Here is a 25,026-nt window from a genome sequence, read left to right as displayed (position 1 = left end):
CGCCGGAGGTGGCCGCAAGTAGGTGACTAATTGCGGACACGGGCGGGCGGGTCAGTCGCGTTCGATCAGGTGGCCGACGACCTCGGGGCCCGGGTGCGCGTGGCCGGAGCCATCGCGCCGGACGTCGACCTCCGGGAGCTCCACCGGGTCACCGGTGCGCGACGCACCGGCCGGGCGCGGGCCGATCCAGCCCACGACCAGCCGCGTTTCGCCCTTGAGGAACCGTTGTGCCCGGACACCGGCGGTCGCCCGGCCCTTGGCCGGGTACTCGCTGAACGGGGTCACCTTCACGCTCGCGCCGGTCGCGGTGACGACCATCGGCTCGCCGTGTTCGGCGTCGTCGGTGCGGATCGCGCCGAAGAAGACCACTTCCGCTTCACCGCGCACGGTGATCCCGGCCATGCCGCCGCCCTTGAGGCCCTGCGGCCGCACGAGCGAAGCCGGGTAGCGCAGCAGGGACGCTTCGGACGACAGGAACGCCAGCGTCTCGTCGCCGTCGGTGAGCCAGGTGGCGCCGACGATCTCGTCGCCGTCCTTCAGGCTGATCACGTCGAACTCGTCCGAGCGGACCGGCCATTCCGGCGCGCACACCTTCACGACACCGTGTTTCGTGCCGAGCGCGAGACCGGGGGAGCCGGCCGCCTGATCGCCGAGCGGAGCCAGGCCGATGACACGCTCGCCCTTCTCCAGCGGTACCAGTTCCTTCGCGGCCATCCCACCGCGCAGCGAGACGGTGCCCGCCTGCTCGGGCAGCACCGGCAGCGGCAGCACGTCGGTCTTGAACGCGCGACCGCGGTTGGTCACCAGCAGCACCTGACCGCGTGCGGTCGAATGGACCACCGCGGCCACCGAGTCGTGTTTGACGCGACCGTTGCGGCGCCGCACTTCCGACGCCTCCTCCGATTCCGCCGCCGTCCGCGCGACCAGCCCGGTGGCCGAAAGGATCACCTGGCACGGATCGTCGGCGACCTCCAGCGGACCCGACGGCTTCGACGCGGCGAGGACCTCCTTGAGGTCACCGTCGATCAGCGCGGTGCGGCGTTCGGTGGGGGAGTCCTTGGCGACCTTGGCCAGCTCGGCCGAGACGACCTTCTTCAGCACCGACTCGTCGTCGAGGATCTTCGACAGCTCGGCGATCTCCTCGCGCAGCTTGTCCTGCTCCGCCTCGAGTTCGATCCGGTCGTACTTCGTGAGCCGTCGCAGCGGGGTGTCCAGGATGTACGTCGCCTGGATCTCCGAGAGCTTGAACCGCTTCATCAGGCCGTCCTTCGCGGCCGCGGCGTTGTCGCTCTCGCGGATCAGCTTGATCACCTTGTCGATGTTCAGCAGGGCGATCAGCAGACCGTCGACCAGGTGCAGCCGCTCTTCACGCTTGCGGCGCCGGTAGCGCGTGCGGCGGGTGACGACCTCGTAGCGGTGGCTGAGGAAGACCTCCAGCAGCGCCTTGAGCCCCAGCGTCCGCGGCTGCCCGTCCACCAGCACGAGGTTGTTGATGCCGAACGACTGCTCCAGCGGCGTGAGCCGGTACAGATCCGCCAGGAGCGCCTGCGGGTTCACGCCGACCTTGCATTCGATGACCAGCCGCGTGCCGTTCTCGCGGTCGGTGAGGTCCTTGACGTCGGCGATCCCGGTGAGCCGCTTGGACTTGTTGACCTCGTCGGTGATCTTCTCGATCACCTTCTCCGGGCCGACGCCGTACGGCAGTTCGGTGACGGTGATCGCCTGGCGGCCGCGGCTGCCCTCGAGCGGACCGGTCTCGGCGCTGGCGCGCATGCGCACCACACCGCGGCCGGTCTCGTACGCGCGGCGCACCTCGTCGAGGCCCAGCAGCGAACCGCCGGTCGGCAGGTCGGGGCCCGGGACGAACTCCATCAGCTTGTCGAGGGTGGCGTTCGGGTGGTTGATCAGCCACCGCGCCGCGCCGATGACCTCGGTCAGATTGTGCGGGATCATATTGGTCGCCATCCCGACCGCGATCCCGGAAGTGCCGTTGACCAGCAGGTTCGGGAAGGCCGCGGGCAGCACCGATGGCTCTTCGAGCGAACCGTCGTAGTTCGGCCGGAAGTCGACGGTGTCCTCGCCGAGTTCGCCGACCAGCAGCATCGCCTCGGGGGACAGCCGCGCCTCGGTGTACCGCGAGGCGGCCGGGCCGTCGTCGGGGGAGCCGAAGTTGCCGTGCCCGTCGACCAGCGGGACGTTGAGTGAGAAGTCCTGCGCGAGCCGGACCATGGCGTCGTAGATCGCCGTGTCGCCGTGCGGGTGGTACTTGCCCATCACGTCGCCGACCACGCGGGACGACTTCACGTACGCGTGCGTCGGCCGGTAGCCGTTTTCGTTCATCGAGTACATGATCCGGCGGTGCACCGGCTTCAGCCCGTCTCGCGCGTCCGGGAGCGCCCGCGAGTGGATGACCGAGTAGGCGTACTCCAGGTACGAATCCTCGATCTCCGTCTTCAGCGAGTTGTCGAAGACGTTCGCGCCGGGCTTGTCGAACGCGGAGGGGTCGACCTTGGTGGTGGTGCCCTTACGGCGTGCCATTGCTCAAAGCTCCTTGAATAGCAGCGAAATCAGGCGTCGATGGCTTCGCGGTCGACCCGGTCGGAGGATTCGACCAGCCAGTTGCGGCGCGGTTCGACCTTCTCGCCCATCAACAGTTCGAGCGCGTTCTCCGCGGCTTCGACGTCGTCGAGGGTGATGCGGCGGACCGAGCGGGTGGCCGGGTTCATCGTGGTGTCCCACAGTTCGTCGGCGTCCATCTCGCCGAGACCCTTGAACCGCGGCACCGGCGTGACGATCTGCTTGCCAGCCCGCTCCAGCTCCGCGAACTTGGTCTCCATCTCCTTCTGGCTGAAGGTGAAATGGGTCTCCGGGTTACGGCCCTTGGTGACCAGTTTGTGCAGCGGCGGCATCGCGGCGTAGAGCCTGCCGTCCTCGATCACCGGCCGCATGTACTTGGCGAACAGCGTGATCAGCAGCGTGCGGATATGCGAACCGTCGACGTCCGCGTCGGCCATCAGGATCACCCGGCCGTAGCGCATGGTCGTCAGGTCGAACGTGCGCCCGCTGCCCGCGCCGAGCACCTGCACGATCGAGGCGATCTCGGCGTTCTTCAAAGTGTCGCCGAGCGACGCCTTCTGGACGTTGAGGATCTTGCCGCGCAAGGGAAGCAGCGCCTGGTACTCCGACACGCGCGCCATCCGCGCCGAACCGAGCGCGCTGTCACCCTCGACGAGGAACAGTTCACTGCGGGCGACGCCGGTGGTGCGGCAGTCGACCAGTTTCGGCGGCATGGCCGCGCCTTCGAGCGCGGTCTTGCGCCGGGCGGCGTCCTTCTGCTGTTTCTGGGTGAGCCGGACGCGTGCCGCGTCGACCACCTTCTGCAGCACGACCTTCGCCTCGGACTTGGTCTTGCGCTCTTCGGTCCAGGCACGGATGTGCTTGTCGACGACGCCCTGGATGACGCGGGTGATCCCGGCGGTGGACAGCTCGTCCTTGGTCTGCGAGGTGAACTGCGGCTCCGGCAGCCGGACGTGGACGACCGCCGTCATGCCTTCCAGCACGTCCTCGACGGTCGGCATGTCCTCCTTGGGCTTGAGCAGCCCGCGGGTTTTGGAAATGGCGTCCTGCAAGGCTTTCAGCACCGCGCGGTCGAAACCGCGGCGGTGCGTGCCGCCGTGCACGTTGCGGATGGTGTTGGTGAAGCACTCCACCGTGCGCTCGTAGCCGGTGCCCCAGCGCAGCGCGACCTCGATCTCCGCGTGACGCACCACATTGGACTGCATGACACCGTTGGCGTCGGCCGCGTTCTCCTTGTACGTGCCCTCGCCGTTGATGATCAGCGTGCCGCAGACGGGTTTCTCGCTGGCCGGGGCGAGGAAGTCGACCATGTCGGCGAGGCCGTTGGGGAAGTGGAAGGTCTCTTCGCTGATCGAATCGTCGACGGCGGTGCGCAGGACATAGGTGACGCCGGGGACCAGGAAGGCGGTGTTGCGCATCTTCGTGCGGACGCCTTCGACGTCGAGCGACGAGCCGGTCTCGAAGTAGCGCGAGTCGTACCAGTACCGGATCGACGTGCCCGAGCGCTCGCCGCGTTTCATCTTGCCGGTGACGTTCAGCCCGGAGGTGCGGGTGAACTTGGCCTTCGGGCCGGGCCCGTCGAACACGCCGGGGACGCCGTGCGCGAACGACATCTGATGGACCTTGCCGTTCTGCTTCACCGTGACGTCGAAGCGGTGCGACAGCGCGTTCACCGCCGAAGCGCCGACACCGTGCAGACCACCGGAGGTCTTGTAGCCCGAGCCGCCGAACTTGCCGCCGGCGTGCAGCCTCGTCAGCACCAGCTCGACACCGGACAGACCGGATTTGGCGTGGGTGCCGGTGGGGATGCCGCGGCCGTCGTCGTCGACCTGGACGCTGCCGTCGGCGTGCAGGGTGACCACGATCTTCGTGGCGTGACCGGCCACACCCTCGTCGGTCGAGTTGTCCACGACCTCGGAGAACAGGTGGTTGATGCCTCGGCTGTCGGTGGAGCCGATGTACATCCCGGGGCGCTTGCGGACCGCTTCCAGACCCTCGAGATGCGTCAGGTCGTCGGCCCCGTACAGGGTCTCAGCAGTCACTGGGTACTTCTCCTGGAGTCATGGCTCGCGAACTAGCTCGTGGAGGTGGTGTTCAACGCGACACCGTACTGGAGGATATCCGTCCCCTCCGACAGCTTCGTCCTCCCGAGCCCCCGGTGTGGCGGATCACGCCGTCCCGGTGGCCGGGTCACGGCTGGGGAAAGCGGCTTCCTAGCGGCGTGGATGAGGCGTTATCGTTCCCGGTGTCACAGGGTGACGGGGGGAACAAGGTGACCGTCGGAGTCGGTCCCACACGCGTCTCGACCGCACAGCGCGTCGTGAGTCTCTGGTATTTCGTGGTGGTCGTCGGGTCGTTCGGCATGCTCGCGTTGATACCGGTCGCGCATGCCGCGATCCGGTTGCGGCGCGCGGTTCTCTGGCTGTTCGTGCTGGGCTATGGCGGTGTCGCCGTCGGGATGACGTTCCTGCTCGAACGGGCGGCGGTGGAAGGCGAGTCGGAGGCGATGCTGTCGTTCGCCTGGCTTTTCGGCACGATGCTCTTCGTCACCGTGGCCTGCGTCCACCTCGCATTGCTGCGGAAGAAGATCCTCTATCCGCCGCAGACGGCGTGGGTCGAGTCCGGCATGCACTGCGGGTTGTTCTCGATCGACATCGCCGGATTCGGCCAGGTCGGGCGCAGCAGCGAGATCTTCGTGCGAGTCCGGCGGATGCTCTTCGGCCTGCTGGCCGAAGCCTTCGAGGCCAGCGGGATCGCCTGGGAAGCCTGCCTGAAGCGCGACACCGGCGACGGCATGATCGTCGTGGTCCCGCCGCATTTCCCGAAGTTCCGCCTGGTGTACCCGCTGGTTTCCCGGCTGACCGCGGAACTGGCCAGGTACAACGTGGTCACCGAGCCCGGCCTGCGGATCCGGGTGAGGGTGGCCATCCACGCCGGTGAGATCGCGCTCGACGAGTACGGCGTGACGGGGCGCCCGAAGGTGCTGCTCGCCCGGCTGCTCGATTCGCGGGTGCTGAGGGACGCGCTCGCCGCGGCGCCGGACGAGTCACCCGTGGTGGTGCTCGTCTCGGACCGGTTCCACGAGGACGTCCAGGACCAGGGCGGCCCCGGTCTCGACACGATGAGTTACCGGCAGGTGCTCGTGCACGAGAAGGAGACCGAGGTCCGCGCCTGGCTGCATGTTCCGGATCCCGTCCTCAGAGAGCTGCTGTGAGGACCTCCAGCGCGCTGTGCTGACGGGCGGCGTCGATCTTGTCGACCGGTCCGGCCCAGCGCAGGCCGTGCTGATCGAGCGACGTGCGGTTGTTCGCGATCGCCGAGTTCGCCTGCCGGTTCAGGTAAGCGCGGTACGGCCTGCCGGAGAGGGCCCGGTCGAGCTCGCCGAGCCCTCTGGCGTACGCGCCCTTGAACGACGGCCCGTCGGCGCCGCAGTCGCCGGACTCGCACGGGTCGCGCAGGATCCCGTTCGCGTGCAGCAGTGACGTCGTGGTGGAGGCGTCCGCGAGCCGGCGGGCGCGGGTGAGCAGGGCGGCGTCACCGGTGGCGCGGTTCAGTTCGACCAGCGCGCCGAGGACGATGCCCTGGTTGTAACTCCAGACGGCCTGCCCGTTGTTGGCGCAGGAGGAGTTCAGACCGTCGTTGATCAATTCGGCGCCGTTGATCATGCCGCTCGTGCGGAACCAGTCCCAGACCTCGCGTGCCCGCGCGAGCTGGACGGTGTCGCCGGGGAGCCGGTTGTGCAGTGACGCGGCCACCTTGACGTACAACTCGTTGGTGACGGCGTTCTTGTACGTCTTCGCCGTCGACCACCAGAGTCCGCCGCCGCAGGTCCCGTCGCGGTAGGAGTACATGTAGTTCGCCGCGATGACGGCGGTGTCGAGGTAGCGGCGGTCCTTGGTCAGGTCGTAGGCGCGGATCCAGGCGAGTGCCCACCATCCGGTGTCGTCGATGTACTCGTTCGTGAAGTTGTTGCCGCGGTTGCGGTCGAAGGTGTTGGCGATGGCGTAGCGGTAGTTCGGCGACCCGGTGCGGGTGCTGTAGTCGAGGATCGCGGTGAGCGCGTTGGCCGAGTTCCACCAGCCCGTGGTCTGCCAAAGGCCGGTGCTGTTGTCGTAGAACTGCATGAGCGCGGTCGCCGCCGCTTCGGCGCGGTCGTTCGCGGCGACCGTGGTGCGGAACCACGATGTGCAGGCGATTTCCGGGCGGTTGCTTGCCTTCCCGCAAGCGCGAAGGGCGCCGAAACGGTGAGTCGCGGGGTCGTCGACGTTGAACATCAGGGTCCGCCAGCCGCGTTGACCGGCGGGGATCTTCGTGTCACCGATCCGGCTGTCGCCTGCCCAGGTGCGGCCGCCGTCGAAGGACCGATCCAGCCAGACCTCGTCGCCGGGGTCGCCGTTGCCGACGCTGGCCCAGCCCATGTCGTCGCCGTCGGAGAGATGCAGCGTGATGCCGCGGCCCCAGACCGTCGCGGTGCCGGGTCTTCTTTCGCCGACGGCCAATGCCGGGTCGCGGCTGTCGCAGTACTTGGCGCAGATCGTGGCCGCGACGGTGGGTTCGGGAGTGGTGGTGGCCGGTGTGAGAGCGAATGTCAACGTTGTCACAAGCAGGGAAGTGAGCCACATGGGTTCGAGTGTGAGCGCGGCCACTTTCCCGGCCGATCAAGTCACCCTTTCAGCTCGCGCCGATGGTCTGGAATACTTCTTGCGCGCGTGAGGTTGAACGCTCAAGCAATGTAACCCCGGCCCAGGGAGCAGGTCATGCAGTTCGGAATCTTCACGGTGGGCGATGTGACGACCGACCCGGCCACCGGGGAGGCGCCCAGCGAGTACGAGCGGATCAAGGCGATGGTGCGCATCGCGCTCAAGGCCGAAGAAGTCGGCCTCGACGTCTTCGCGACCGGCGAGCACCACAACCCGCCCTTCGTGCCTTCTTCGCCGACGACGATGCTCGGCTACATCGCCGCGCAGACGTCGAAGATCATCCTTTCCACCTCGACCACGCTGATCACCACGAACGACCCGGTGAAGATCGCCGAGGACTTCGCGATGCTCCAGCACCTCGCCGACGGCCGCGTCGACCTGATGATGGGCCGCGGCAACACCGGACCGGTGTACCCGTGGTTCGGGCAGGACATCCGGCAGGGCATTCCGCTGGCCATCGAGAACTACCACCTGCTGCACCGGTTGTGGCGCGAGGACGTGGTCAGCTGGTCCGGCAAGTTCCGGACGCCGCTGCAGGAGTTCACCTCGACCCCGCGGCCGCTCGACGGTGTCCCGCCGTTCGTGTGGCACGGCTCGATCCGCAGCCCGGAGATCGCGGAACAGGCCGCCTACTACGGCGACGGGTTCTTCGCGAACCACATCTTCTGGCCGAAGGAGCACTTCCAGTCGCTGATCAACCTGTACCGCGAGCGGTACGAGCACTACGGGCACGGCAAGGCGGACCAGGCCATCGTCGGGCTCGGCGGCCAGGTGTTCCTGCGGCCGAAGTCGCAGGACGCGGTGCGGGAATTCCGGCCGTACTTCGACAACGCGCCGGTGTACGGGCACGGGCCGTCGCTGGAGGAGTTCACCGAGCAGACGCCGCTGACCGTCGGCAGCCCGCAAGAGGTGATCGACAAGACGCTGACCTTCCGCGAGCACTTCGGCGACTACCAGCGTCAGCTGTTTCTGATGGACCACGCCGGACTGCCGCTGAAGACCGTGCTGGAACAGCTCGATCTGCTCGGTGAGCACGTGATTCCGGTGCTGCGCAAGGAACTTGACTCGCTTCGTCCGGCGCACGTGCCTGAAGCTCCCACGCACGCTTCGCTTTCGGCTTCGGAGGTTTTGGCATGACGACGATCGCTGTCGTGACCGCGGGACTGAGCCAGCCGTCCTCGACCCGGCTGCTCGCGGACAAACTCGCCGCGGCGGTTTCCACCGCGCTGCCGGACGCGGAGATCGAGGTGATCGAACTCCGCGACCTGGCCATCGACGTCACGAAGAACATGCTGACCGGATTCCCATCTCCGGCCCTGCGCGCGGCCATTGACACGGTGACCGCCGCGGACGGCCTGATCGCCGTGACGCCGGTGTTCACCGCGTCGTACAGCGGACTGTTCAAGTCGTTCTTCGACGTGCTGGACCAGAAGGCGCTCGACGGGAAACCGGTGCTGATCGGCGCCACCGGCGGAACCGAACGGCACTCGCTGGTGCTCGACTTCGCGCTGCGTCCGCTCTTCGCCTACCTTCGCGCCGAGCCTGTCGCGACGGCGGTGTACGCGGCTTCGTCGGACTGGGCGTCTCCAGGAGATCTGGACACGCGGGCTTCGCGGGCGGGGCGGGAGCTGGCTGCCCGGTTGTCGTCGGAAGGGGCGGCCGCGGCTCCGGACAGCGGGTTCGTGCCGTTCGAGCAGCTGCTGCGCGCGGGGGAGTGAGCAAGGGACCTTTGCTATCACTTCGCCTGGTCGAGCGCGGGTCGTGAGTGGCGTTTCGGGTTATTGAGGGGTAAGGCAAACGTGTCGTGGCTCGGGCGAGACGGTGAGCTCGGGTGACGCGACCCGCACTCGCGTGCTCAGACCCGGAACGCGCGTGTTCAGGCTCCGCACTCCCGAGTGCGGCATCCAGGCACGCGAGTCAAGTCTTGCCGAAGTACATGAAGGCCCCCTTCCTTGCGTCTAGCGCAAGGAAGGGGGCCTTCATGTACTTCACGACCGGCCGCCGAGGTCACAGCCGTCCCACTGTCACCAGCGATCACATCTGACGGTAGCGAAAGCCTCCTTCACTACCGTCAGAGTAGGCAAGGAGGCTTTCACTACCAGGAGAACGTGTACGCAGGAGCGACACTGGCCCCGCGCCACGACACGTTTGACTTACCCCTCAATAGAACCCGAAACGCCACTCACGACCCACGTCGAACTGTGCGGCCGGCCCGATGCACGAGGGTGAGAGCTTCAGGGGGTCGGCCGGATCGGCCGGATCTCGACGGTCGCGAACTTCGTGACCGGATGCGTCGAGACGATCTCGATCGCCTCGTCGAGATCGGCGCATTCGATCAGGTCGTAGCCGAGGATCTGTTCCTTCGTCTCCGCGAAGGGCCCGTCCGAGACGAGCAGTTCGCCGTCGCGGTGGCGAACTGTGGTCGCGGTGGCCGCCGACCGGAGTCTGCTGCCGGACAACCGCACCCCGCGAGCGGTCATCTCGTCGACCCACACCTGCGTCTTTTCGTCCATCGGTTCGTCGCAGTCGTCCGTGCCGGGGAACGGGGTCCCGCAGATCAGCAACAGGTAGCGCATCAGTCCTCCTTGGCTGGTCTTGTCGTCACCCCGACGAACGGTCTCGGCCGAAACAGACAGGTCGCTAGAGGTTCTCGCGCAGAAAGTCCTCGAATCGGGTGAGTCCTGGATAGCGCGACCGCAGCCCCGCGACGTCCGCCGCGTACCCGCTCTCGTCGAACCATTCGAACATGCGCTCCTCGATCGGCTTCGGTTCGAAGCGGGTCGGGACTCCGGTGACCCGTTCATAGCTCGCCGCGACCTCGGGGAAGGTGAGTTCGTCGCCCGCGATTTCGAGTGCCTGCCCGAGGAGGCCTTCGCGGTCCTCGAACGCCGTCGCGGCGAAGAAGCCGATGTCGTCGGCGGCGATCATCTGCATCGGTTTCGCGGGATCCACCGGAAGGGCCAGTACGCGGTCTTCGCCGGCGGGCGGGGTGGCGTAGTGCAGCAGGTTGTTCATGAAGAACACCGGCCGGAGCACGGTCGCGGGGAGGCCCAGCGCGGCGATGTGCCGTTCGATCTCCGCCTTGCTTTCGAAGTGGTCGATACCGGTCTCGCGTTCGGCGCCTCCGACCGAGCTGTAGACCAGGTGCCCGACGCCGGTTTCCGCGGCGATGTCCGCCACCGAACGGCCTCGCCTGACCTCGGCGGCGAGGGTTTCTTCCTGCCATGCCAAGGGTTGCACGCTGAAGACGCCGTCGACATCGGTCATGGCCGCGCGCAGCGAGGCCGGTGCGTCGAGATCGCCTTCGACCAGGACCGCGCCGAGTCTCTCCAGTTCTTTGGCCTCAGGTTTGCCCGCGTCGCGGACCAGCGCGTGCACGCGGCGGCCGCGGGCGAGCAGGTGGCGGGCGGTCGCGCCGCCCTGGTTGCCGGTCGCGCCGAGGACGAGCACGACTTCGGATCGGGACATGTGAGCTCCTCGCGGGTTTTATCGGAGTGATTCGCTCCGTTAAGCTATATCGGAGCGAATCACTCCGCAAGGGCTAGGATCCGGTCATGACGAGTTCCCCTCCGCCTCGACGCGGACGGCAGGCAGAAGCCGCCCGCAACAGCCGCAAGCTGCTCGAAGCCGCGCGCGAGGTGTTCATCAGCCGCGGGTTCGACGCGCCCGTCTCGGCGGTCGCCGAACGCGCCGGGATCGGGATGGGGAGCCTTTACCGGCGTTACCGCACCAAGGACGAGCTGCTGCAACGGCTCTGCGTCGACTCCTTGACGCACGTCGCGGACGCGGCCCGGGAGGCACTGGCCCTCGACGATCCTTGGCAAGGCCTCACGAGGTACATCGAGCGCTGCGTCGAGTTCGGCTTCGGCGCCCTCGCGCCGCTCGCCGGGCGAATCGAGGCCACCGAGGAGATGTGGCAGGCCACCGGGATCGCGCAGGACCTCGCCGGTCGGGTGGTCGCTCGCGCGCATGCCGCCGGGGTACTGCGCGGCGACGTCACGACCCTGGACATTTCCCTGCTGATCGGTCAGTTCAGCAGGCGGGGTCCGGTCCCGGAGGTGGATCACGACGAGAACGTCCGGCAGCGGCTGGTCGCGATCGCCGTCGCGGGCCTGCGGGCCGGCGCCGTCGAGCCGCTCCCGGGTGACCCGCCGGAGCAGCGGGAGTACGAGTCGCTCTGGCGGAACTCCTAGCGCCACCCGGTCAGGACCAGCGCTTTCCCGGTCCGACCGGCACAATCGAGGGGAAGGCGACGGCGAGGAGACGACGGTGGGCATCGGAAAACCCGTGAAGCAGGTCCTGATCCTGATCGCGGGTGGCATTCTCCTGCTGGTCGGTATCGCGCTACTCGTGCTGCCCGGGCCGGGGCTGCTGCTGGTGCTCGCGGGTCTGCTGGTGCTGGCCTCGGAGTTCCCCGTGGTGGAGAAGTACGTCGATCCGATCCGCGACAGGGCGATGAAGGCGGCCGAGGACAGTGTTTCGTCGCCGCTGCGCATCGCGGGTTCGGTGCTGGCGGGGCTGGGGCTGCTGGCCGCGGGGGTCGTCTGGGCGCTTGTGCCCGGGCTGCCGCTCGGCGGCTGGAGCACCGGTTCGAGCCTGATTCTCTCCGGGCTCATCCTGTTCGCGTTGCTGATCTGGAGTTACAAGCGGGTGCAGGCCCGGAGGGCCGCGAAGGCCGAATAACAGCCGGGTGGTCTGGTACCGTGCGGCGCGTGGCCCCCGACTTCCAGCGCGCGCGGCGGCCGGAACAGGTGGAGGCCCGGCGTACGGCGATCCTCGGGGCGGCGCGCGAGCTCCTGGCCGAGCGGCCCGTGTCCCGAATCAGCTTGCGTGAGCTGAGCGATCGGGTCGGCCTGGCGAAGTCGAACGTGCTGCGGTACTTCGACAGCCGTGAGGCGATCTTCCTGGAAGTCCTCGACTCGATCTGGGTCGCGTGGCTCGACGAGCTCGAAGGCGAACTAGGCGCGCCTGACGCCGCGAAGCCCGGGTACGAGCGCGAAGTGCGCGTCGCGACCGTCATCGCGAAGTCGCTCTCGCGGCAGCTCCTGCTGTGCGAGCTGATCAGCACGATGGCCGCCGTGCTCGAACGCAACATCTCCGTGGAGACCGCCAGGGCGTTCAAGACCCGGGCGGGTGAACGGACCGAACGGCTCGCCGACATCGTCCGCGATCGGGTCCCGTTGGACGCCGAAGCGGCCGGACACTTCGCGAAGGCGGTCTTCATCCTCGTCGCGGGCCTGTGGCCGTACGCGAACCCAGGCGAGGCCGTGGCGACGGTTCTGGCCGAACGCGGAGCGCCCGCCGGCCACGACATGTTCGTCGACGCGCTGACCGAAGGGCTGGGCAACCAGCTGGTCGGCCTCGTCGTTCGCGCAGGTCAGAGCGCCGGGCGAGAGCAAAGGTCCCTTGCTCCCTTCCCGCACGCGCCGGGGCGCCCGGACCTGCATAAGGTGAGCCGGACACCACTTGCACAAGGAGCGACCATGAGCCCAGGCGGCACCCTCACCCTCGGCGATCTCACGGTGAGCCGGATGGGCTACGGCGCCATGCGGCTGTCCGGCCCCGGCATCTGGGGGCCGCCGAGCGACCGCGAAACCGCGATCGCCGTCCTCCGCGAGGCGGTCGAGCTGGGCGTGACCCATATCGACACCAGCGACTTCTACGGCCCGCACACGACCAACGAGCTGATCCGCGAGGCATTGCACCCGTACCCGGACGAGCTGCACATCGTCACGAAGGTCGGTGCGAAGCGAACTCCGGACAAGGGGTGGCCTTCGGCGCTCTCGCGGGAGGAACTGACCTCCGCGGTCCACGACAACCTGCGCAACCTCGGCGTCGACGTGCTCGACGTCGTCAACCTGCGGCTCGCGGGGGAGCACGGCGTCTTCCCGATCCCGGTCTCGATCACGGAGCCGTTCGAGGTGCTGGCCGAGCTGCGACAGCAGGGCCTGATCCGGCACCTCGGCCTGAGCCACGTCTCAGCGGAGCAGGTCAAGGAGGCCCGCGCCATCGCGCCGGTCGTCTGCGTGCAGAACGAGTACAACGTCGCGAACCGCGCCAACGACGGCCTGCTCGACGCCCTCGCGGCGATCAGCGTCCCGTTCGTGCCGTACTTCCCGCTCGGCGGGTTCACGCCGTTGCAGTCCGGTGTTCTCGACGACTGCGCCCGCCGGGTCGACGCGACGCCGATGCAGGTCGCGCTCGCGTGGCTGCTGCAGCGGTCGCCGAACATCCTGCTGATCCCGGGGACGTCCTCGCTGCAGCACCTGCGCGAGAACGTCGCCGCCGCGAAGCTGGAACTGCCCGCGGACGTCATCGCCGACCTCGACGCGCTCGCCTAGCGGGTAGTGAGGGCCTCCTTCACTACCCTCAAGGTAGGGAAGGAGGCCTTCACGGACCTTTCAGAGGACATCCCGGCGCCGCAGCAGCCAGCCGCCGAGACCGGCGAAGACCACCAGATAGCCGGCCACCACCAGCGTCGCCTGGGAGACGCCGACGAGTTCCCCGATCCCCGGCGTCGCGCCCGAAGCGCCGAGCGACGCGGCCAGCGAACCGGCGTTGGCCCCCGGCAGCGCCAGCTGGAGCGTGCCGACCCAGTCCACCAGCGGGGCCGCGACGCCGAACAGCAGGTTCTGGACCACCAGCAGCCACACCAGGCCGAGCCCGATCGGCAGCGCCACCCCGCGCATCGCGATGGCGAGCGCCGCGCCGAGAGCCGCCCAGGTCATCGCGATCAGCCAGCCCGCGCCGATCCCGGTGACGATCTCACCGAACGACGGCCAGTTCATCGGTTCGCCTTCGGAGGAGGCGATGAGCGCGCTCGTGACCGCGCCGGTGGCGAAGCTCGTCAGCACGATGGTCAGTGACGCGACGGCCAGCGCGAACAACTTTCCACTGTAGACGGTCAGACGCGAAGGTCCTTGTGTCAGCACGGTCTTCCACGTGCCCCAGCCGTATTCGGTGCCGACGGCCAGCACGCCGAGCACCAGCAGGATCGCCCCGAGGAACACCGGCAGCCCGCCGATCGCGTTGCCGACCAGATTCGACGGCGCCGTCGCGGCCAGCCCGCGATCCGTACCCGGCGCCCCGCTCGACGAACCCGCCGCGCCCGCGAGCGGCAGCAGATAGGTGAAGGTCAGGCCGAGCACGACCGCGATCCCCAGCATGAACCAGTTCGCCGGACGCCGGACGAGTTTCGCCAGCTCGGCGCTGCAGCTACCCCACATGGTCCGCCACCTCTCCGGTGAGTTCGAAGAAAACCTGTTCCAGATCGCGTTCGCGGACGTGCAGTTCGCGCACCGCGATCCCTTCCGTGACGAGTTCGCGGTTCAGCCACGACGCGCGTTCCGGGTCCACGGTCAGATCGAGCCCTGTCCCGCTCGCGCGTACGTTCTCCGCGCCGATCCGGCGCCGCACCAGATCGGCGGCGCGCAGGTTCTCGTCGGTCTCGATGTGCAGCACCGTGCCGCCGCGGAGTTCGGCGACGGTGTTCTCCGCGACCAGCCGTCCGCGCGAGACGACGCCGACGCGGTCGCAGATCTGCTGGACCTCGCCCAGCAGATGACTCGACAGCAGCACGGTGCAGCCTTCCGCACCGAGCCGCCGGATCAGCACGCGCATGTCGGCCATCCCTGCCGGGTCCAGCCCGTTGGTCGGCTCGTCGAGGATCAGCAGCCGCGGATCCTTCAGCAGTGCCGCCGCGACACCCAGCCGCTGCTTCATGCCGAGGGAGTAGGTCGAGTACCGGTCCTTGCCGCGATCGGCGAGGTCGACCATCGCGAGTACCTCGCCGACGCGAAGCGGATCAGTTCCGCTGTACCGGGCCAGCACCTTGAGATTGTCCGAACCGGACAGGTACGGGTAGAAGCCGGGCGATTCGATCAGCGCGCCGACCCCGTCCAGATCGCCGGGCGGCCTGCCGAACAGCCGCACGCTGCCGGAGGTCGGCCGGACGAGACCCAGCAGCATCCGCAACGTCGTCGTCTTGCCCGCGCCGTTCGGGCCGAGGAAGCCGTAGATCTCGCCGGGCAGGACGGTCAGTTTCATCCGGTCGACAGCGAGATGCTCGCCGTACCGTTTCGTGAGTTCGTCGGTGTCCACGGGAAGGTTCATGGTGACGAATGGTGTCCTGCGGGAGGCCCTCGGCACATCCGTTCCCAGGCGGCACCCGGCGTACGTCATCGGACGTAGTGCGTGGCCGGAATCCTGTGATATCCGTCGAAAACACCGCTATCGGAGGCCGGGTTGACGATCATAGGCTCGGTCGCGTGTCCAAAGTCCTCTTGATTCTCCACGTGCTCGCCGCCGTCATCGCGGTCGGTCCGGTCACCGTCGCGGCGAGCATGTTCCCCGCCGCCGCGCGGAAGGCCTTCGCCGAACCGGGTTCCGGACTGTCGGTGCTGCGCGCGCTCAACCGGATCTGCCGCGTCTACGCCGTCTTCGGGGTGGCGGTGCCGTTCTTCGGGCTGGCGACGGCGGGCAGCATGCGGGTCTTCGGCGACCTGTGGGTGATCGTGTCGATCGTGCTCACCGCCGCGGCCGCCGGGGTGCTGGCGTTGCTGGTCCTGCCGGGGCAGAACGCGATCCTCACCGCACTGGACGCCGAGCCGCCCTCGGAGCCGCTCACCGCAGGGCGGGTGGCGATGTACACCGGGATGTTCAATCTGCTCTGGGTCGTGGTGACGGTATTGATGATCGTGCGGCCCGGGTCGACCACCGGCGCGTAAGGCTCGTGAGTGGTACGGACGGTTCTATTGAGGGGTAGCGCAAAGGTGTCGGGCCGCGGGGGTTCGCTCGCGACGCATCTCGACCATGGGTTTCAGCGATGGCACCGGCGTGGCGAAGGCGTCTTTCACTGCATCGGACGCAGCGAAGGACGCCTTCACCTCACCACCGGCCCCGCTCACGAGCTTTTGCCTACGCGCTCAGCAACTGATTGAAGAACGAACGGTAACGCCGCAGCGCGATCCGGAGGTCTTCGGTGGCCGGTTCACCCTGGCTCCACGCCGATTCCAGTTCCTTCTTGTGGTCCGCGAAGGTCGTGGCCAGGTTCTGGATCACGACGGCGACGAGTTCGTCGGCCTCCTTGACCGCCCGCCGCGGATCGTCCACAAAGGCCGTCTGGATGTCCTGCCAGCTTTCGCGGAACCGGTCCACGTCGACGTTGTCGAACAACGTCTGCGCCTCGTCCTCGGTGGTGCGTCCGGAATCGTTGGTGCGTCCGGGATCGGTGGCCACCAGGTCCTCGGTGCTCAAGGCCTGCCCGGTGTCGCCGTCGCGGCCGTCAGCGATCCGTTCCTCGTCGGGCCGTTCCGTTCCCTCGGTTTCCAGTGGCCTGCTTTCCATGGCTTTCCGCTCCTTCGCCGGCGTCTGTCAACAGATCTTCGAACACTTCGCGGTAGTGCTTCATCGCTTCACGCATGTCCTCTGTGGACATCTCCGATTCCCGATGGCGTTCCAGCGTGTCGTGCCCGGCGCGGTAGTGCCGCAACGCGTTCGCGTGCCGGACGGACAGATCCGCGACCTGCTGGTCGTAGCCCTCGGTCGGGTAGCCGCGCTCGGCCATCAAGGAGACCAGTACCCGGTCCGCCTCGACGACGGCGCCGGACGGGCGGTCGACGAACTGTTCCTGGATCAGCGCCCATTCCTGCGCGTATCGGTCCTTTGTGGACTGGGGCAGCGGGCGGATGTCGAGATCCGAATGGCGTTTCACCCGCGACGAGAGCTCACGTTCCGCTTCTCGTGGGTTTTCGTGTTCCTTGACGGCCCGGTCGTATTCGGGTCCGAACGTCTCCTGCAAGCGACGCTTGCGCTGTCCCGCGATGACGAACCAGATCACCGCTCCCAGCACCAGGATCGCGGCGATGACGATGATGATGACCAACCACGTGGGCATCGTTATCTCCTCCGGAATTCTGCCGGTCAACCCCCGACGGGCCATGGGTTCCCCCGCTTTCTCGGACGAAAACCCTTGTGGCACAAGAAGTTTTGGATCTTAGGCCAGATGGCGCAGTGAAATGTCGCCGGTTCGGAAGGCGGCGCGAGCCTTGTTGGGCCATTCGGCAGAAGTCGTAAGGCTTGCTAACCAGGCGTCCCTCTTATGGGTGCCGCCGATGACTCAGTGTAGGTAAAAGCTCCCGATCACTGCTCCGTTGTGGCACTATTGCCCCGTTCGCAGGAAGAGGGCCTGCGAACAGAGGGGGCCGCCGTAATGGGGCTGCCTGGTACGACAAAGAAAGATCATCAGGGGAGGAGATCACATGTCCACGCCTACGGACGTCAAGGACCCCATCGGCGAGGAGGAGCCGCTCGACCCGGCTCAGCCCCAGCCCGACCAGGGAGAACATCAGCACACCGCGGACTGCGTGCATCAGAACGAGCGAGTCCGGGACTGCCCCGGCGGATGCGCCCAGACGCCGCCGCCCACTCCCTGACCAGCGCTCCTGGCTGAAGAGGTTTCGCCCGTCACCCGGGTTCGAACCGGTGGCGGGCGACTCTCGGCTACGGAGTGTGCTGTCATAGAACAGTGGTGGTAACACAGCTCGATCAGGGCGAGGTCATTCGCAAGGCGCGCGAACTCCAGCGCGCCGGCATCGATGCCGCGTGTTCGGCCCGCCAGCGCGAAGGCATTCTCCTGCTCCGCCGGGGGATGGCCTTACTCGATTCGGTCCATCCGGTCGCCGAACGGATGCGGCACGACTGGCTGGCCACCCGGATCCGGCTCGCCTCCAGTATCGCGACCGTGGGCTCCGAGACCAGCGGAGGCGTGGCCTCCGGCCTCGCCGGACTGGACGACGTCCGCCTGTTGCTCAAAGCGGTGGACGAGCCCCGCCTTTACGCGGAATTGCGTGGCCAGCTCGACCACAATTACGGACTCCTGCTCATGGCGGTGGGGCGGAACGAGGAAAGCACGGCGTATTTCGACTCCTCTCTGGCGCACAAAGAGGCCATCCTCGCGATGGAAAAGGATCCCGCGGCGTTGCTCGACCCGTATCTGGGCACGCTGACCACCCGGGGGCTCGCCTACACGCGGCTCGGCGACATCCGCCGGGCCAGGCGGGACCTCGCCAGCGCCGTGGACCTCGCCGAACGGAACGGCCTGCGAGTCCAGGCCGCGGACGTCCGCCGCCCGCTGGGCACGCTGGAACTCCGCGTCGGCAACGTCCCCGCCGCGTTGCGGCTCTACGACGAGAGCGAGCGGATCTACCGATCGCTCGACCTGGACATTCCGTCGCTGCTGAGGTGGGAGCGGGCCGAAGCGTTGCTGACGGCGGGCCTCGCCGAGGAGGCCGGGGCCCATCTCGACGAGATCCTGCCGGTGATGCTGGAACAGCGGAGCATCACCAGGGATCTGGGTGGGGTGGAGCTGTTCCGCGCGTCCGCGGCGCTGATGACCGACGACCTGGAGCTCGCGCGGACCTACGCCGCTTCGGCCCGGCGCCGAACGCTGCGCTGGGGCTGCCAGACCTGTGTCGCCAACGCGACCATCGTCGGCCTTCGCGCCGACGTGCAGGATGCCTTGCGCACCAACGAGATCCCGCCCAGCCTGACCTCGCGCGCGTTGCGTGCGGCGAACGCGATGCCGATGCCGCGCCTGGCCGATCAGGCGGCGCTGGCGCGGATGCTGGCCGTCCGGGTCGAGCTGCGGAAGGGGAAACGCAAACGTGCCGCCGAGCTGCTCGAACGGATTCCGCGTCCGGGGCGGCTGACCTCCGTCGATTATCGGATGTTGCGCAGGCTTTGCCGTGCGGAACTCGCGGTGGCCGAGGGTGACAAGACCAGGGCGCTGGCGGAGATCCGGGCCGGACTCACCGAACTCGACCGCGTCCGCGACCGGATGGGCGGCCTGGAGCTGGTGTCCGGGACGGCGTTGCACGGCAGGGAGCTGGCGGATCTCGCCGTCAAGATCGTGCTGGAGCGCGCCGACGCGGCCCGGCTGTTCAGCTGGACCGAGCGGACGCGCGCGCAAAGTTACCGGTACGAACCAGTTGTGGCGAGCGATCCGGAGCTCGCCGAGCGGGTCGGTGAGGTGCGGGGGCTCGATCAGGCCATCCACCAGGCGCAGCACGACGGGTATCCGACGTCGGCGTTGCGCGCGAAGCACGCCGAGCGGTTGCGTGAGGCGCATCGGCTCGGCTGGCATACGGGGCGTTGGGGCAGGCCGCGGCCGATCGCGCGGCTCACCGAGGTCGCCGACGAGCTTGGCGAGCGCGCGCTGGTGAGTTTCGCGTCCTCGGGGGACGACCTGGTGGCGATGGTCGTCGTCGAGGGGCGATGCGAACTGGTGCGGCTCGGCTCCGCGGAGCGGGCTGCGGAGTCCGCACGCATGCTGAACGTCGATCTCGACGCCCTCGCGCCGGATCGGCTGCCCGCTCCACTGGTCCAGTCGGTGCTCGGCTCGGCGCGGAAACAGGCCGAACGACTCGACGTCCAGCTGATCCGGCCACTGGAACACCTGCTCGGTGACCGGGGCCTTGTCGTCGTGCCGACCGGACCGTTGTTCGCCGTCCCCTGGGGAGTGCTGCCGGCGCTGCGGTCGCGGCCGATCGTCGTCGCGCCGTCGGCGACGGCGTGGCTGGGCGCGGAGCGCTCGGCGGTGTCGCGCGCGCGGAAAGTCGTCCTCGTCCGCGGTCCCGGCCTGGTCGGGAACAGGGGTGAGCTGGACAAACTCGCCACGCATTACCGGGCCGCGCACACCTTGGCCGGACCCGACGCGACCGTGGCGTCGGTGTTGCGCGCACTGGACGGCGCGAAACTCGCGCACATCGCCGCGCACGGCGCGCACGAGCCAGAGAACGCCTTGTTCTCCCGGCTCGAACTGGCCGACGGGACACTTTTCGCGCACGAGATGGCCGGGCTCGCGCAGCCGCCGTCGCAAGTCGTCTTCGCGGCGTGCGAACTGGCGTTGAACCGGATCCGGCCCGGCGACGAGGTGCTCGGTTTCGCCAGCGCGTTGCTCGCGAGCGGTTCGCGGACGGTGATCGCGCCGTTGAGCCGAGTCGGTGACGAGGCCGCGGCGGCCGCGATGGACGACTACCACCGCGGACTGGCCGAAGGGGCCGGGCCGGCGACGGCCTTGGCGGACACCATCGCCGTTGATCCGTTCCGGCGACCGTTCGTCTGTTTGGGTGCGGGCTGATCTTCCGGCTTGACAACCCCTGTTCGATCTTCACGACTCCAAGTGCCCGGTTGGTTACTCTTGACCGAGTCGTCTGAACCAATTATGGTCTAGACCACATTCGCCTGCTCAGCGCTTCGGCGGATGTGTCCCAACCTTCAGTGGTTTTCGCCCTCCGTGGCCCAGGAACCTCGAGTCCGCGGACGTTCCCGATCGGGCAGGCGGTGGGTGCAGAGATGGGAAAGGGGTAGGCATGAGCTTCAAACGACGGCTTTTGACCCTGGCGGCGGGTGCGGCGATGGTGCCGGCGGCGCTGGTCGCGATCCCGGCGGGCACCGCCAACGCGCACGGTTACGTTTCCTCGCCTGCGAGCAGGCAGGCGCAATGCGCCCAGAACACCGTTTCCTGTGGCTCCATCAAATGGGAACCGCAAAGCGTCGAGGGCCCCAAGGGCCTGATGAGCTGTAACGGCGGTGTCGGCCGTTTCGCGGATCTCAACGACGACAGCAAGGGCTGGAAGGTGCATTCCCTCGGCCGTACCACCACGTTCCGGTGGACGCTGACGGCTCGCCACCGCACCAGCACGTGGGAGTACTTCGTCGACGGCGCCAAGGTCGCCAGCTTCAACGACAACGGCGCGCAGCCGGGCGCCACGGTCACCCACAGCGTGAACCTGCAGCAGAGCGGGCGGCACAAGATCCTCGCCCGCTGGAACGTCTACGACACGGCGAACGCGTTCTATGCCTGCATCGACGCCAACATCGGCTAGGTGCCAGGGTCTCGTGTCGTGAAGGGCCCCTTTGAGACGTTCATCGTCTCAAAGGGGCCCTTCACGACATCTCCACGACCACCCTTGGCTCTAGCCGTCCTTACCGCTCACGAGGCTTTTATGTCAGGCTCACCCCATGAGCGATGACGAACGCGACGGGGTCAAGCTGACCAATCTCGATCAGCCGTTGTTCGAGGGCGCGACGAAACGCGACCTGGTGGACTACCTGGACGCCGTCGCGGACCGCATCCTCCCCGTTTTGGCGCACCGGCCGCTTTCGGTGATCCGCATCCTGCGCGGCCAGGACCCGTTCATGCAGAAGAATCTGCCCAAATACACGCCCGACTGGGTGAAGCGCTCCGAGATCTGGGCGGAGACGTCGAAGCGGCAGGTGTCGTACGCCCTGTGCGACGACCGCCGCACCCTGCTGTGGTTCGCGAACCAGCGCGCCGTCGAATATCACCCGACGCTGATGACCACGGACGCCGACGCGGGCCCGACCCATCTCGTGCTCGACCTCGACCCGCCCGCCGGCGACGATTTCGCGCACGTCGTGAAGGCCGCGTGGCTGGTGCGCCAGGCGCTCGACGACTGTGGCCTCGCCGGGGCGGTGAAGACCAGTGGTTCCAAGGGAGTGCACATCTTCGTCCCGCTGACGCCGGGGCAAGGTTTCGAAGACGTCGCCGCCGCGACCCGCGCGCTCTCCGCTCGCGCGGAGCAGGTCGACCCGTCCCTCGCGACGACCGCGTACATCGTGGAAGACCGCGAGGGAAAGGTGTTCCTCGATTCGACGCGGGCGGGCGGCAACACGGTCGCCGCGGCGTACAGCCCGCGGCTGCGGCCGGGACTGACGGTTTCGTTCCCGGTGGCCTGGGACGACCTCGAGAACGTGGTCCCCGCCGATTTCACCGTCCACACGGCGCCCGGTCTCCTGGCGGACAAGGATCCGTGGGCCGAGTCGATGCCCGCGCCGCAGACGCTGCCCGCGGATCTCGTCGAACAGGGGCACACGATCCCCATCGCGCGAGTCGTGGCGATGCACGAAGGGAAACGCCGGGCACGTTCGCGTGCCAAGAAGGACTGAACGCCGACGACGGCACCCCGTTTTGTGTACCTTGGACCGCGCTGGGGGAGGGCGAAGGTACTGGGGGCTTTCGTGGGAAAGATCGATGCCGATGTAGTGATCGTGGGGGCGGGTCCGGCCGGACTGGTGCTGGGGAATCTTCTGAGGGCGGCCGGAATCGACTGCCTGATCCTCGAGCGGCAAAGCCGGGAGCATGTCGAAAACCGGGCCAGGGCGGGGTTTCTGGCCGCGAACAGCGTCCGTGTGCTCACTGAGAACGGGCTCGCCGGCGGGCTGCTCCGGAACGGGGTCCGGCACGACACCTGCGCGTTCCGAAATGATCAAGCCGAATTCGAGCTCAAGTACAGCGAACTCGGGAACGGTGAGGTGCACACCGTTTACCCGCAACAGTTCCTGGTCACCGACTTGATCGCCGAATTCCTCGCCCGCGGCGGGGAGATCAGGTTCGGCACCGAGGCGTCCTCGGTGTCGGGGATGGACGCGACGGTCATCGCCGATGATCTTCTGTTGCGTGCCAAGTACATCGCGGGCTGCGACGGCAGGCGCGGTGTCTCGCTGAGATCGGTACCCGCGCGGGTCTTCCGGCGGGACCACGACATTTCGTGGCTCGCGATCCTCGCCGAAGCGCCGCCGAGCATGTCCGCGATCGGTTACGCCATTCACGAACGCGGATTCGCCGGACATATGGCGAGGACGTCGACGGTGACGCGGTACTACCTCGAAGTCCCGCGCGGCGAGGATCCGGAGAACTGGCCGGACGACCGGATCTGGGACGAACTGCACCTGCGGATGCGTGCCGATCGCTACGGCGAGCTCAAACGCGGCGCCATCATCGAACGCCGGATCGTCGACATGGCTTCGCGGGTGATGGACACGATCCAGCGGGGAAAGCTGTTCCTCGCGGGCGACGCGGCGAGCCTGATCAGTCCCGCCGCGGCGAAAGGCGCGAATCTCGCGCTGATGGAGGCCGAGATCCTCGCGGACGCGTTGATCGAAGCCCACGCCGAGAGCGACACGACGGCACTCGAGCGGTATTCCGCCGACTGTCTGCCGCGGATCTGGCGCGCGCAGGAGTTCTCGCTCTGGATGATCAATCTCCTGCACGGGCCGGCGGGGTACGACGACGAGGCGGTCTTCCAGCGAGCCCTGCGGGACGCGCGGCTGGAGAGCCTGCGGGTTTCCCGTGCGCACCAAGACTTCTTCGCCGAGAACTACGTGGGGATCTGAACCGATCGCTCGTCGCGTCCGTATCAGTGCAAGAGGGTCTTCGCGGAGTGGAAGGACGAACGACGATGCCGGTACGCATTCGCTGGACGCCGTTGAACCCGCATCCGAACCGTCCCGGCCCCGTGGAGGAGCCCGAACCGGAACCGCTAGCCCGCGCGGACCGCGGGTGCCTTGGGCCGCTCGACGCGGAGGAGCAGGACGTCGCCTGAGCGGTCTCTTCCAGGCTCCTCCTCGGTGACGAACCGCAGCGCCCCGGTGACCTCCCTGGTCACCATCCGCGCGCCGTGCCAGCCTGCCGGAACCCAGCCGGCACGCAGTTCACGGCGTACCTTCTCGGCCCTCTTGACGTGGCGGGCGAACGAGTGCCGCCGGATGACCCGTCCGCGCGAGACTTGGCCCGCGCGGGCGGCCTCCGGATCGACGTCGAGCCACAGCAACCGGACGGGACGGCGGCTCAGCAGGCCGAGCAGGGCCAGCAGCCCGCGGGTGGTCGCGCGGGTCGACGGCTCGTGCACGATGAGCGGGCCGCCGTCGGCCAGCGCGAACCGGACGACCCGCGCGCGATGCCACAGGTGGACCAGCGGCCGGTAGCACCGGTACGGCAGCTTGGCCGTCAGCCGTTCGCGCAGGCGCGCGCGGACCTGGTCGGAATCGAGCACCGGTATCGCGCCGGTCGCCGCCCGGGACAGCAGGGTGGTCTTGCCCGCCCCGGGAATCCCGGCGACCACGAGCAGATCGCGGCGGCCGAGCTGGAATGCGATGCGGTCGGTCATAAGGTCTCAACGACCCGGCCGAGGATAAAGGTTCCTTTACCTTGATCGGCACAGGTCAGGCCGTCACCCGCGTCCCCGGCACCGCCGCCTTGTCCGGCAGCAGCGTTCCGCCCTTGGTGAGCCACGCCACGCCGAACGCGAGGATCGCCACCGACTCCAGCCACAGCGCCGGGTACAGGGACCTGGTCTCCGCGTCGAAGACGAGGCCGCACAGCACGATCAGCGCCAGGCACACCAGCATGATCACGCCCGAGGCGACGTAGAGCCGGTTCCGTTCCGGTTTGCGGGCGCCGGGGATCTCCTTGTCCGACTTGGTGAACAGCACGATGCAGAAGAACGCCAAGGTGAGGAAGAAGACCGCGGCGAAACCGAGGTGCAGAAGGCCGATGATCTCGTCCGCGCGGTCGCCGTTCGACGGGGTGGTGGGGAAGAGCGCCACCCCGACCGCGGCCACCGCGGCGATGTTCCCGGCGATGTCGTCGACACGGCCGTAACCCCGGTAGGACAACAGGAAGACGCCGATGGCGCACATGACGCCGACCCAGACGTCGCGCATTCCCGAGTAGTAGTAACCACTGATCGAGTTGAGCAGGCCGCCGCCGTCGACGACCAGCTTCCCGAAGATCAGCACGAAGGGCAGTCCGATCCCGAGGAAACCTATGGCACGCCGCAAGAACAGATAGTTGTGGACGAGGTTGTCGGACGCCGCTCGCGCGCTCATGGTCGCCTCCGTGCTCAGTGCTTTCCGCTACTGAGGAGTATCGACCACATGAGCACGG

Annotated in this window: 23 protein-coding genes and 1 pseudogene; 13 read left to right on the top strand and 11 right to left on the bottom strand. The window is 67.8% G+C overall.

The annotated features are described in order from the left end of the window. Positions 1-51: 51 nt before the first annotated feature. Together ACLJO0_RS33675 and ACLJO0_RS33670 are read right to left on the bottom strand one after the other, a co-directional pair. Positions 52-2,538 carry a DNA topoisomerase (ATP-hydrolyzing) subunit A gene (locus ACLJO0_RS33675; protein WP_410583047.1) on the bottom strand — a complete coding sequence of 829 codons (2,487 nt, stop codon included), beginning with the start codon at positions 2,536-2,538 and terminating at the stop codon, positions 52-54. Positions 2,539-2,567: 29 nt separating this feature from the next. After that, the gene (locus ACLJO0_RS33670) at positions 2,568-4,619 is read right to left on the bottom strand and encodes a type IIA DNA topoisomerase subunit B (RefSeq protein WP_410583045.1); all 2,052 of its coding nucleotides are present in this window, start codon (positions 4,617-4,619) and stop codon (positions 2,568-2,570) included. A gap of 230 nt (positions 4,620-4,849) precedes the next feature. Between ACLJO0_RS33670 and ACLJO0_RS33665 the strand changes: the two genes are divergently transcribed. After that, positions 4,850-5,791: a hypothetical protein gene (locus ACLJO0_RS33665; RefSeq protein WP_410583044.1), complete on the top strand. Its 942-nt coding sequence runs from the start codon at positions 4,850-4,852 to the stop codon at positions 5,789-5,791. On the opposite strand, the gene ACLJO0_RS33660 is transcribed toward ACLJO0_RS33665, so the two are convergent. Further along, a complete protein-coding gene (locus ACLJO0_RS33660; RefSeq protein ID WP_410583043.1) occupies positions 5,775-7,199 on the bottom strand; it encodes a glycoside hydrolase family 76 protein in 1,425 nt (474 codons plus the stop codon). The two genes, ACLJO0_RS33665 and ACLJO0_RS33660, sit on opposite strands and share 17 nt — an antisense overlap. Before the next feature lie 135 nt (positions 7,200-7,334). On the opposite strand from ACLJO0_RS33660, the gene ACLJO0_RS33655 reads away from it, so the two are divergent. Both ACLJO0_RS33655 and ACLJO0_RS33650 read left to right on the top strand, forming a co-directional pair. Next, complete coding sequence (locus ACLJO0_RS33655) at positions 7,335-8,414, top strand: LLM class flavin-dependent oxidoreductase (RefSeq protein ID WP_125797439.1); 1,080 nt, start codon at positions 7,335-7,337, stop codon at positions 8,412-8,414. Beyond that, a complete protein-coding gene (locus ACLJO0_RS33650) occupies positions 8,411-8,995 on the top strand; it encodes an FMN reductase (protein ID WP_410583042.1) in 585 nt (194 codons plus the stop codon). The genes ACLJO0_RS33655 and ACLJO0_RS33650 overlap by 4 nt, the downstream gene beginning before the upstream one ends. Positions 8,996-9,511: 516 nt before the next feature. On the opposite strand, the gene ACLJO0_RS33645 is transcribed toward ACLJO0_RS33650, so the two are convergent. Further along, positions 9,512-9,853, bottom strand: a complete 342-nt coding sequence (locus ACLJO0_RS33645; RefSeq protein WP_410583040.1) for a YciI family protein — start codon at positions 9,851-9,853, stop codon at positions 9,512-9,514. A gap of 64 nt (positions 9,854-9,917) precedes the next feature. Next, entirely contained in the window at positions 9,918-10,745 is an 828-nt protein-coding gene (locus tag ACLJO0_RS33640) for an NmrA/HSCARG family protein (RefSeq protein WP_410583039.1), read from the bottom strand. 86 nt (positions 10,746-10,831) lie between these two features. Here ACLJO0_RS33640 and ACLJO0_RS33635 point away from each other — a divergent pair, with 86 nt between their 5' ends. The 4 genes and pseudogenes from ACLJO0_RS33635 to ACLJO0_RS33620 all read left to right on the top strand — a co-directional run bounded on the left by ACLJO0_RS33635 (position 10,832) and on the right by ACLJO0_RS33620 (position 13,618). Continuing rightward, positions 10,832-11,470 (top strand): TetR/AcrR family transcriptional regulator, encoded by a 639-nt coding sequence (locus ACLJO0_RS33635; protein ID WP_410583037.1) that lies wholly within the window; start codon positions 10,832-10,834, stop codon positions 11,468-11,470. A 76-nt stretch (positions 11,471-11,546) separates the two neighbouring features. Continuing rightward, a complete protein-coding gene (locus tag ACLJO0_RS33630) occupies positions 11,547-11,960 on the top strand; it encodes a PGPGW domain-containing protein (protein ID WP_410583036.1) in 414 nt (137 codons plus the stop codon). A gap of 20 nt (positions 11,961-11,980) precedes the next feature. After that, positions 11,981-12,571 (top strand): annotated as a pseudogene (locus ACLJO0_RS33625) (TetR family transcriptional regulator); the annotation flags it as partial. Between the two features lie 189 nt (positions 12,572-12,760). Further along, positions 12,761-13,618, top strand: a complete 858-nt coding sequence (locus tag ACLJO0_RS33620; protein ID WP_410583131.1) for an oxidoreductase — start codon at positions 12,761-12,763, stop codon at positions 13,616-13,618. A gap of 60 nt (positions 13,619-13,678) precedes the next feature. On the opposite strand, the gene ACLJO0_RS33615 is transcribed toward ACLJO0_RS33620, so the two are convergent. Together ACLJO0_RS33615 and ACLJO0_RS33610 are read right to left on the bottom strand one after the other, a co-directional pair. Next, positions 13,679-14,503, bottom strand: coding sequence for an ABC transporter permease (locus tag ACLJO0_RS33615; protein WP_410583035.1), 825 nt, complete (start codon positions 14,501-14,503; stop codon positions 13,679-13,681). After that, a complete protein-coding gene (locus tag ACLJO0_RS33610) occupies positions 14,493-15,389 on the bottom strand; it encodes an ABC transporter ATP-binding protein (protein ID WP_410583033.1) in 897 nt (298 codons plus the stop codon). Before ACLJO0_RS33610 ends, ACLJO0_RS33615 begins: the two co-directional genes overlap by 11 nt. Positions 15,390-15,544: 155 nt before the next feature. Here ACLJO0_RS33610 and ACLJO0_RS33605 point away from each other — a divergent pair, with 155 nt between their 5' ends. Further along, a complete protein-coding gene (locus tag ACLJO0_RS33605; RefSeq protein WP_410583031.1) occupies positions 15,545-16,003 on the top strand; it encodes a hypothetical protein in 459 nt (152 codons plus the stop codon). Between the two features lie 190 nt (positions 16,004-16,193). Here ACLJO0_RS33605 and ACLJO0_RS33600 read toward each other — a convergent pair whose 3' ends face one another. Together ACLJO0_RS33600 and ACLJO0_RS33595 are read right to left on the bottom strand one after the other, a co-directional pair. Further along, positions 16,194-16,622, bottom strand: coding sequence for a hypothetical protein (locus ACLJO0_RS33600; RefSeq protein WP_410583030.1), 429 nt, complete (start codon positions 16,620-16,622; stop codon positions 16,194-16,196). Next, a complete protein-coding gene (locus ACLJO0_RS33595; RefSeq protein WP_410583029.1) occupies positions 16,561-17,172 on the bottom strand; it encodes a hypothetical protein in 612 nt (203 codons plus the stop codon). The genes ACLJO0_RS33600 and ACLJO0_RS33595 overlap by 62 nt, the downstream gene beginning before the upstream one ends. A gap of 364 nt (positions 17,173-17,536) precedes the next feature. On the opposite strand from ACLJO0_RS33595, the gene ACLJO0_RS33590 reads away from it, so the two are divergent. From ACLJO0_RS33590 to ACLJO0_RS33570, 5 genes are all read left to right on the top strand, one after another. After that, positions 17,537-17,710 carry a hypothetical protein gene (locus ACLJO0_RS33590; RefSeq protein ID WP_158633150.1) on the top strand — a complete coding sequence of 58 codons (174 nt, stop codon included), beginning with the start codon at positions 17,537-17,539 and terminating at the stop codon, positions 17,708-17,710. Positions 17,711-17,802: 92 nt separating this feature from the next. Beyond that, positions 17,803-20,415: a CHAT domain-containing protein gene (locus ACLJO0_RS33585; RefSeq protein ID WP_410583028.1), complete on the top strand. Its 2,613-nt coding sequence runs from the start codon at positions 17,803-17,805 to the stop codon at positions 20,413-20,415. 232 nt (positions 20,416-20,647) lie between these two features. Beyond that, positions 20,648-21,163 (top strand): lytic polysaccharide monooxygenase auxiliary activity family 9 protein, encoded by a 516-nt coding sequence (locus tag ACLJO0_RS33580; protein WP_125789259.1) that lies wholly within the window; start codon positions 20,648-20,650, stop codon positions 21,161-21,163. Between the two features lie 136 nt (positions 21,164-21,299). Beyond that, positions 21,300-22,247 (top strand): non-homologous end-joining DNA ligase, encoded by a 948-nt coding sequence (gene ligD / locus ACLJO0_RS33575; RefSeq protein ID WP_410583026.1) that lies wholly within the window; start codon positions 21,300-21,302, stop codon positions 22,245-22,247. A 72-nt stretch (positions 22,248-22,319) separates the two neighbouring features. Beyond that, complete coding sequence (locus ACLJO0_RS33570) at positions 22,320-23,474, top strand: 4-hydroxybenzoate 3-monooxygenase (protein ID WP_410583025.1); 1,155 nt, start codon at positions 22,320-22,322, stop codon at positions 23,472-23,474. A 146-nt stretch (positions 23,475-23,620) separates the two neighbouring features. On the opposite strand, the gene ACLJO0_RS33565 is transcribed toward ACLJO0_RS33570, so the two are convergent. Both ACLJO0_RS33565 and ACLJO0_RS33560 read right to left on the bottom strand, forming a co-directional pair. After that, the gene (locus tag ACLJO0_RS33565; RefSeq protein ID WP_410583023.1) at positions 23,621-24,247 is read right to left on the bottom strand and encodes an AAA family ATPase; all 627 of its coding nucleotides are present in this window, start codon (positions 24,245-24,247) and stop codon (positions 23,621-23,623) included. Positions 24,248-24,302: 55 nt separating this feature from the next. After that, a complete protein-coding gene (locus ACLJO0_RS33560; protein ID WP_410583022.1) occupies positions 24,303-24,968 on the bottom strand; it encodes a DUF998 domain-containing protein in 666 nt (221 codons plus the stop codon). Positions 24,969-25,026: the final 58 nt, after the last annotated feature.

It is taken from the genome of Amycolatopsis sp. lyj-108 (assembly GCF_046549005.1).
Taxonomy (GTDB): Bacteria; Actinomycetota; Actinomycetes; order Mycobacteriales; family Pseudonocardiaceae; genus Amycolatopsis.
This window is presented reverse-complemented; position numbering and strand designations above follow the sequence as displayed.

What these genes read in the sequence shown, in the direction of transcription:
- ligD (WP_410583026.1), top strand. Translation starts at nt 21,300, where the DNA reads ATGAGCGATGACGAACGCGACGGGGTCAAGCTGACCAATCTCGATCAG.
- ACLJO0_RS33650 (WP_410583042.1), top strand. Translation starts at nt 8,411, where the DNA reads ATGACGACGATCGCTGTCGTGACCGCGGGACTGAGCCAGCCGTCCTCG.
- ACLJO0_RS33560 (WP_410583022.1), bottom strand. Translation starts at nt 24,968, where the DNA reads ATGAGCGCGCGAGCGGCGTCCGACAACCTCGTCCACAACTATCTGTTC.
- ACLJO0_RS33635 (WP_410583037.1), top strand. Translation starts at nt 10,832, where the DNA reads ATGACGAGTTCCCCTCCGCCTCGACGCGGACGGCAGGCAGAAGCCGCC.
- ACLJO0_RS33600 (WP_410583030.1), bottom strand. Translation starts at nt 16,622, where the DNA reads ATGGAAAGCAGGCCACTGGAAACCGAGGGAACGGAACGGCCCGACGAG.
- ACLJO0_RS33645 (WP_410583040.1), bottom strand. Translation starts at nt 9,853, where the DNA reads ATGCGCTACCTGTTGCTGATCTGCGGGACCCCGTTCCCCGGCACGGAC.
- ACLJO0_RS33580 (WP_125789259.1), top strand. Translation starts at nt 20,648, where the DNA reads ATGAGCTTCAAACGACGGCTTTTGACCCTGGCGGCGGGTGCGGCGATG.
- ACLJO0_RS33655 (WP_125797439.1), top strand. Translation starts at nt 7,335, where the DNA reads ATGCAGTTCGGAATCTTCACGGTGGGCGATGTGACGACCGACCCGGCC.
- ACLJO0_RS33615 (WP_410583035.1), bottom strand. Translation starts at nt 14,503, where the DNA reads ATGTGGGGTAGCTGCAGCGCCGAGCTGGCGAAACTCGTCCGGCGTCCG.
- ACLJO0_RS33590 (WP_158633150.1), top strand. Translation starts at nt 17,537, where the DNA reads ATGTCCACGCCTACGGACGTCAAGGACCCCATCGGCGAGGAGGAGCCG.
- ACLJO0_RS33565 (WP_410583023.1), bottom strand. Translation starts at nt 24,247, where the DNA reads ATGACCGACCGCATCGCATTCCAGCTCGGCCGCCGCGATCTGCTCGTG.
- ACLJO0_RS33610 (WP_410583033.1), bottom strand. Translation starts at nt 15,389, where the DNA reads ATGAACCTTCCCGTGGACACCGACGAACTCACGAAACGGTACGGCGAG.
- ACLJO0_RS33675 (WP_410583047.1), bottom strand. Translation starts at nt 2,538, where the DNA reads ATGGCACGCCGTAAGGGCACCACCACCAAGGTCGACCCCTCCGCGTTC.
- ACLJO0_RS33595 (WP_410583029.1), bottom strand. Translation starts at nt 17,172, where the DNA reads ATGCCCACGTGGTTGGTCATCATCATCGTCATCGCCGCGATCCTGGTG.
- ACLJO0_RS33660 (WP_410583043.1), bottom strand. Translation starts at nt 7,199, where the DNA reads ATGTGGCTCACTTCCCTGCTTGTGACAACGTTGACATTCGCTCTCACA.
- ACLJO0_RS33620 (WP_410583131.1), top strand. Translation starts at nt 12,761, where the DNA reads ATGAGCCCAGGCGGCACCCTCACCCTCGGCGATCTCACGGTGAGCCGG.
- ACLJO0_RS33640 (WP_410583039.1), bottom strand. Translation starts at nt 10,745, where the DNA reads ATGTCCCGATCCGAAGTCGTGCTCGTCCTCGGCGCGACCGGCAACCAG.